This window comes from Candidatus Hydrogenedentota bacterium, assembly GCA_019695095.1.
In the GTDB taxonomy this organism is placed as follows: domain Bacteria; phylum Hydrogenedentota; class Hydrogenedentia; order Hydrogenedentales; family SLHB01; genus JAIBAQ01.
In genome coordinates this window covers 20,133-27,744 of record JAIBAQ010000078.1, presented here as the reverse complement: position 1 = coordinate 27,744, position 7,612 = coordinate 20,133, and the positions used below count along the sequence as shown (strand labels likewise).

Annotated in this window: 5 protein-coding genes and 1 other RNA gene; 2 read left to right on the top strand and 4 right to left on the bottom strand. The window is 57.0% G+C overall.

Features of this window, described 5'->3' with window-relative positions; translation table 11 throughout:
- The coding region (locus K1Y02_14090) for a hypothetical protein (protein ID MBX7257489.1) at window positions 1–195 on the bottom strand (195 nt) is incomplete at its 3' end.
- 43 nt (window positions 196–238) lie between these two features.
- Window positions 239–847 (bottom strand): hypothetical protein, encoded by a 609-nt coding sequence (locus K1Y02_14085; GenBank protein ID MBX7257488.1) that lies wholly within the window; start codon window positions 845–847, stop codon window positions 239–241.
- 449 nt (window positions 848–1,296) lie between these two features.
- Between K1Y02_14085 and K1Y02_14080 the strand changes: the two genes are divergently transcribed.
- On the top strand, window positions 1,297–2,880 hold the full coding sequence (locus tag K1Y02_14080) for a PhoPQ-activated pathogenicity-related family protein (protein ID MBX7257487.1): 1,584 nt from the start codon (window positions 1,297–1,299) through the stop codon (window positions 2,878–2,880).
- 264 nt (window positions 2,881–3,144) lie between these two features.
- Here K1Y02_14080 and K1Y02_14075 read toward each other — a convergent pair whose 3' ends face one another.
- Both K1Y02_14075 and K1Y02_14070 read right to left on the bottom strand, forming a co-directional pair.
- Window positions 3,145–3,642 (bottom strand): hypothetical protein, encoded by a 498-nt coding sequence (locus K1Y02_14075; GenBank protein MBX7257486.1) that lies wholly within the window; start codon window positions 3,640–3,642, stop codon window positions 3,145–3,147.
- Window positions 3,643–4,405: 763 nt separating this feature from the next.
- Window positions 4,406–6,439: an MCP four helix bundle domain-containing protein gene (locus K1Y02_14070; protein ID MBX7257485.1), complete on the bottom strand. Its 2,034-nt coding sequence runs from the start codon at window positions 6,437–6,439 to the stop codon at window positions 4,406–4,408.
- A gap of 976 nt (window positions 6,440–7,415) precedes the next feature.
- Between K1Y02_14070 and ssrS the strand changes: the two genes are divergently transcribed.
- A non-coding RNA gene (gene ssrS / locus K1Y02_14065) (6S RNA) lies at window positions 7,416–7,599 on the top strand.
- Window positions 7,600–7,612 lie beyond the last annotated feature (13 nt).

The following is a 7,612-nucleotide window of genomic DNA, read 5'->3' as shown; positions in this document are numbered from 1 at the left end:
CGGCGCCTCTCCCGCCTTAGGAGTCTTCCGTAGCATCAAATCGATCGTGTCCCCGCTACTCCCCCCTTTGCCCACGATCCTCGCCTCCACAAGCCCCTGCTGGATAGCGTTGCCGAGTTCCTCCGCCCAACTGCACGCGGCCACTCCAAGCAGGAGCGGCAATGCAAGGCAACACACACGGCTCGACGCACGCATTACAGTTCCCTCCAGCCAATCCGCGACAATGGCGTATTCGCCTTCATCTGGTCATTGTTCTTTGGGTAGGCGTTGTGCTCACAGCATACTTGTAGAACTCCGACGTCTCCCAAAACACATAAATCAACACAATCTTCGCCACGACTGACACAAGGGCGGCTAACGGAATCAGAATAACGGTGCAGAACATCACCCCGCTGATCATACTCAGCACGCCAAATGTCTTGAGACTCTGCGGTGCGTCCTCAACCCGTCTCAGTTCTGTCGCCAGCAGAATTCCCAATACCCCTCTGACGACCCCTGTTACAACATAGAACAACAGCAGGACACCAGAACTGTGCTGGCCGATTCGAAGCTGCGGGACCATGAAGTCAAAGAAGTTGACCGCGGTCCAAATCAGTACGAGGGTGGCCATACCAAGTATCGCATTGTCCGCCGACGCAAAGTGATACGTCTTGTTCAACATCTCCCGGAGCTCGTACCAAACATAAAGGGAGAGCCCGGTCGTTGCCAAGACTATGAATGGCGAGAAGAGGCTCAGAGGAAGGCCGACTTTCGACACCAGGACCCCTCGCACAATCTCAAGCGGGATTGTCAGAACGACCCCCCATAGACACACCCAACCTGCGGTCATCAAACGTTCACGATTCATCCGAAGACATCCTCCCCCATCCGGCCTCCGGCCGGAAGAATTGCGCCTGCCGGACGCACCCCCCGTCTTTCACGATACCCTGACCCCCAGTAATAGTCAAAGATATAGCCATGCCAAGAAAAATTTCACTTGACGTTTTTCGATTCTCGTTGTATACCCCTATACGTGGGGTATTAGTTCAGTCCTTTTCGGCATCCGCTCACTTTTCCGGTTCCGGCATGTGCCCGAGGAACCGGTGGGGTTGTAGTGTGCGCGACGCCGTCATGGATGGGGATGAGGATGTGCCGCCAATGGGGCGACGCCGCGCTCATCAACGATCCGCTAACGTGAGGTAGAACCACGTCCATCCTTCGGGGGTAGAAAGGGGGGAAAAGGCAAGCAGACTGCATCCGGGGAAGTCTATCCTGCGAAAAGTCAGAAGCTAGCAACAAAAGATAAGGGAAACACATATGAGACACGGTGTGATTTTGGGGGTAGTGCTCTTAGCTGTCATGTTCGCTTTATCTCCCGCACACGCAAACTACCTCACGACAACCAAGCTCGGTGAAGGTTCCGTGAGTCCATCCGTGGGCTCCCACTGGTACGTCTGGTACACCAAGGTCAATGTCTCCGCCACTCCCGCCCCAGGCTGGGTCTTCGACCACTGGGAAGGCTCCTTCGCGGGCCAACCCGCTTCCTTCTCCTTCCGTTCCACAAGCGACAAATGGGCCTGCGCCGTATTCCGTCCTGTAACGCCGTCGTCGGCAACCGCTCTCGTGCAGTACGTCGGCGCTACCGATGCCGCCACAAGCTACGTCATTAATGACATCGACGGGCACACCGGCTGGGACGGCTACGAGATGACGCTAACTTCCCAGAACTGGCGAAGCACGGCCGAAGTTGACCGCACCCTGTGGCAGCATGACATGGTCATGGCGAGGCCATGGTTCCACGGCGACGAAGTGCTCTACCTGATCAACGGCGGCAGCTATCCGCTTAAGCACCCGTCACCCGACGGGACAATTGCCGCGGCGGCCATTGCGCTCGGCTCCATTTATGCCCAAATCGATCAGGTGCCCAATCAACCCCTCTACTTTGCAGACGAAGTGAACAATGCCCGAACCGAAGACGAAGTCCTCGCCTACAGCTTGGACAAAGTCCTCACCACCGGCGACTGGACCTGGGCTGCGCACGCCGCCATGGTCAAAGCCGCCGTGAAAGGCATGAACTTCATCCAGAAAGAAGTGAAGACAGCCGATAAGTTCATCGTGGTCGGCGCTTCCAAACGCGGATGGACCACGTGGCTGACCGCAGCCGTCGATCCCCGCGTTGCCTGCGTCGTACCCCTCGTAATCGACGTCTTCCAGCTCCACAAGCAGGTCGAGCACCACTGGGAAGCCTACGGATCCTACTCGCCCGCGATCCAGGATTACGTCGACTTCGATCTGTTCTGCCGCGCTGCGAACGACCCGCTTGCACCCGATCTGCAAAACATCGTGGACCCCTACAGGTTCATCTCGAAGTTCACGATGCCCGCGCTTATCATCAACGGTTCCAGCGACCAGTTCTTCCTGCCGGACTCTTCCCGGTTCTACTTGGATGAACTGCCCAACCAGGCTGATATGCGGCTTCGCTACTTCCCGAACAAGGACCACTACATGGAAGGCGTGATAGATGATTATGACAACATCTATCAGATCTTCTCCTGGGGCTTCAACCAGGTCTACGGTTATGACAACCCGTACATCGACTGGACCGTCGACGGCAACGGCGCCATCACCGTGACGACCTCCAAGACCCCAGACTCCGTGAAACTGTGGCAAGCCACAAACCCAACCGCGCGCGACTTCCGTCTCGAAACGGTCGGCGCAATCTACACGAGTTCCGATCTGCCTCAGCAGGGCAACGGCACCTACATCGGTTACTGCCCGCCTCCTGCACAAGGCTGGACCGCCTACTTCGTAGAAGCGGACCTGGGCGCTCAGGTCTTCACGACCCGAATCTATGTTACTCCCGACATCGATCCATTCGACGGCCTCGGCTGCTGGGAATAACAGCATAACCCTGTAAAGCCGTCCTCACACACAAGAGCCTCGCTCCGCACACAACGTGCGGGGCGAGGCCCTAATACTCTCGGCATTTATTTATCCCTGCTGCCCCTGCTGCCCATGTTCGTCCGCGCCAGTCCGTGCCCCCTCATGTTGTGGCATGGTCTCCGGACCGTGCCACTCTTACGACCGAAGGTCTCCACCTCGTCCATGTTCGTCCGTGTTAGTCCGTGTTAGTCCACTCTTACGACCGCAGCCCCCCCCCACCGACTACCGCGTCATCTTGATCGTCTTGCCGTTATAGACCAGCTTATTCTCAACAATATCCACATAATGCACTTCGTCCGTGCCGTCCTTGTAAATCTTCACCCGATTCCCCTCAATCGTCCACTTCGCACGGTCATTGCCATTCACTTTCCATACGCCATTCCGCGCGTACTCAATCACCAGCGGCGTCTTGTCGAGCATCTGTACTTCCTTGCAACCCGTGAGCGTCTCCACCGTGATCGGCTTACCGCCAAAGGGGTCATCCGGGTCCACCGGCGCGGGCTCGGTGGCCGGCTCAGGCACTGGCGCGGTATCTATTTGCACGGGCTCTACCGGAAGGGAAGCCTCCTGCTGCGGCGGCTCAACCTTGGCCGGCTCAGGCTTAGGCACTTCAGACTTCACTGGCGGCGGAGCCGGTTCCGGCTTACTCGGCATCAATCGCCAAGCGCCAACGCCCACTACAAGCAACAGAACCAAGGCAATCCCCACATTACGTTTCATGATTTCCCCCTTCCGTTGAATGGTTAGTCCGGAATTCTCATGGCATAACCGTAAAGCTCGGCACATCGGCATTCTGCGCCAACTCTCAGTTGCGGCGACGCAAGATGCGGACTAGGCTCGAACACGAAACACAGGTCTGCTGGCCCTTCAACTCTCAGTTAATTCGCAATCCGACAAGTCGGCACTTGATTCAGTGTTTTTCGTTCCCCCAATCAGCGCCGCACCGCGCCAACTCCCCAACGTGCCCGTCTGTCCCTCGCCACAACTCAACCGTTCATACCAGCGGCCGCACGAGCACTACTAGGCTTCCATACAAGTACAATCCAAGCCTAGCGCACCTGCGCCGACGGATCAAGAAATGCGTACATGCCATGATCAAGACTCACACTCCAAGGACTCACGCCCGATTTCACTTCCTGCGATCCGGCTGGTATCCCATCGTGTGAATCCTGTTAATTATGTCCAGACCCCTCCTCCGCGCCGCAGGCGCACAACACGATTGCCTAGGGCAGAGTCTTCCGAAGCCCCGAGACGCAGTCGAGAGGCCAAGGAGGACGCCGCCCTAGGTAACCAACCCTCCCTAACGGCCGCTCTGAAAGAGCGCCAAACAATCAAAGGCAGCCTTCCCAATCTGGAAGACTGCCTTCCACCTACGACCCTTAGGGCTCTCGCGGTTCTTAGACTCACCCTGCGGACTCGCCCACTTAACGCACACCGCAATCCATGTGTGGCGGCCGCCTCATAGAAAATCAGCTATCTTGACCTAAAAATCCGCCATGTCCTCGCCTTCTAATGGGATCACGTGCTCGGGCGACTTCACGTCACTTCCTGTCGGGACCTTCAACAGCCCGCTCTTGGCCACCGTCTTGCGACGCTCACCCACATTCAACTTTTTTACAGGCGCGGGAGGCGCTGCCCGTCGAACGGACCACACCTTGTCCTTCTCACCAAGTGCCCCCTGAGCAGACTGAGCCCGCGCCCCTTCTACAACGACGACCAATTCGGTAATGGCTTCGTGTAATTGTTCCGACTGCGCCGACAACTCCTCGCTCGCCGATGCGGTCTCCTCCGACGTCGCCGCATTGATCTGCGTTACCTTGTCCATCTGAGCAACCGCGATGTTGATCTGATCGATGCCTTGCGCCTGTTCACGACTCCCCGCCGCAACTTCTCGAATCAACTGCTCCGCCTTTTGAACCTGCGACGCAATCTGCCCGAGCAATCCCGTCACCTCGGTCGACACCGTGACACCGCCGTCCGCATTCTTCTGCGATTCTTCTATCAAAGACGCCGTATTTCGCGCCGCTTCCGCGCAACGCTGCGCCAAATTGCGCACCTCTTCCGCCACGACCGCAAACCCCTTGCCCGCCTCGCCTGCTCGCGCCGCTTCCACAGCAGCGTTCAATGCCAGCAGATTCGTCTGAAACGCTATCTCGTCAATGGTCTTCAGAATCTTCGCCGTCTGGTCCGACGACGACTTGATTTGACTGATCGCGCTCACCATGCGCGTTGATGCATCCCGCCCTCGTTCGGCGTCGCCGCGCGCCTCCTGCGTCATCCTCAGAGCCTTCTCCGTGGCATCCGCATTCTGCCGCGTCATGGATGCCATCTGCTCCAACGACGCCGAAGTCTCCTCAAGGCTCGATGCCTGCTCGCTAGCCCCCTGCGCCATTTGCTGACTCGATTGCGCAACCTGATTCGATGCCGACGCAACCTGCTCCGCTCCCGCCGTCAACGTCCCAACTATGGCGTTGATCGGTTTCGTAATTGCCCGCGTCACCACAACGGCCAGAGCCACCGCCAGCACAATTCCCGCAAACAAAGACACAAGCATAAATGTTCGACTGCGGTTTGCGCCGTCCACCGCTGACGTCGCCTTCGCATTGACATCTTCCTGATACTTCTCCTCCAAGTCTTGAATGACCGATCGCGCCGCCCGGTGATCCGCCTGCAGCGTCTTATACGCCGTCTCTTGCGCCTGCCGCTGCAACGCCACAGCCTTCTGAACTTCCTGCATGGAGTTGCCCTGCGTCACTTTGCTCAGCACATCCATCGCCGTAGGCGTCGTCTCCTCTGAAAGGATGCGCGCCGCTTCCGCCGAATTTCCGGCTGCAACCGATGCTTTGATCCGTTTCACGCTTTCGTGAAATTTCGCATGCGGCTCTTTAGCAGACGCCAACGCGTCCAAGATCACTTTGTTCGTATTCGAGGGATTCTCAATGAGCTTTCCCATCGCGCACGCCGTGTGATCCTCACCGCCCTCAACTGCCGCCCCGCCCTCTGTCATCACGCGCAAACGCGCCAGAAGTTGATAGTGATCCGCGCGAATCGTCTCCAACTGACTTGAAATACCCGCAGCATTGATTACCCCGCCGTCTTCCAGGGCCTTCACCGTTTCCTCAAGTGACGCGACTGTCTTCTGCCACGTCGCATACAGGGGTTGGAACTTCTTCCATTCCTCGGCATAAGCATCATCCTTGGGAAGCGCGTTGAATTTGTCGATGCTCACTTGGAGCGTTCCAAGTGTATCGTTCAGACTACTGTGTTCCTCAATTCGCGCATCCCCCAAAAGCCTCTGGCTGATCAGGGCACGGCAATGACTACGCGCCTTCTCCAAGTCTCGATTGATCTTGATCAAATACGTGATACTCGGCGAATCGACATTCGCAAAGTTCCGCGTCGTGTTGCTTATTGTCGTGATGTTCCATACGCCGATGAATCCAACGACTGCCCCTACGAGGGCCACCAACAGAAACGACAACAGTAGTTTCGACGAGATTCTCATCTGCTTAATCATGGTTCACCCTCCGCTTGTCTCTCCTGACGGGATGCTTAAATAGGTGCATATAGAGATGTGATTCGCGGCAAAACCGCAATTGCGGACGCATCGAATCTGCGTCCTAAGGCAAGTCACTGCGATTACAGTACTCACGACACCCTTTCGGGCGCACGGCCGGGCCAGGCAGCCCGCGCCATCCCGCCGGTACGGGTCCCCTCGAACGGTTCGCTAACTGCCGGACAGATTCCCCTGTCCGTCGTGTTCAGCGTTCGGTCTCAACCCAGGCGCTTACACACCCAAGCCAAACCAGCCCGTCCGCAACGAAACTTCTGGGCACTCAATTCAGTACTATCGCTTTACTAAAGATCTTGTCCCCGAACTTGACACAGTCGCCCCCACGACAGTGCCTTGCACTCTGCCTCTATATAAGGCCGGGTTGGTTTCCGCCCCCTGACGCGGGCATACCCCACGCCTAAAACCGCGCTCATCCTCATTATCCATTACAACAGTCCAGAATGTCAATTTACTTCTATCTTTGATCTGCTAAAGTGATCGTTTGAGATCACGATAATCACACACAAGCAAACCATACCTATACCCCTTACACCAAGAAGAACTTGTCCGGCTTCCTAACAAGCATACCGGCTGCTTCCCGCAACCACCGTGCTTTCGAGACATGCAGCAGGATACAAGGCTAACCTCCGCAACCAGACTGCGTTCGCGAAGAATCCTCGCGGCATAGCCTCAACTTCTTACGCGTTAGCAGTTTAAGTCGGCACTCATTCGTGCCCATGCACAGCGTTAGGCTGCTGCTATGCGTTCCCGTCCATGCTGGTCCGTCCCTTCCGTGTCGGTCCGTCCCTTCCGTGTCGGTCCGTCCCGTCCGGTTCCGTCCGTGTTAGTCCGTGTTAGTCCGTGCCCGTCCAGCTCAGTGCCTCTGCAGCCGTGTTGACGCCCCCCCCGCCCTTTGCTACAATTTCTCTTGGAATGTTGCTTTTCCCTGCCATGTTCGACAGGGTTGGATTAGCTTTGTACCTTAGCAATTGAACCGGGAGCCCAATATCCGTTGTAGCCAACGGCAAGCCGCCACGAGCGGAAGTCGACCGGCTATCGTGAGGGCACCCCCTTAGTGGGCAGGTTCAAAGGCTATCCACTCAACGGCATAGTGCGGGGAAGTTCTCAGCGGGACAG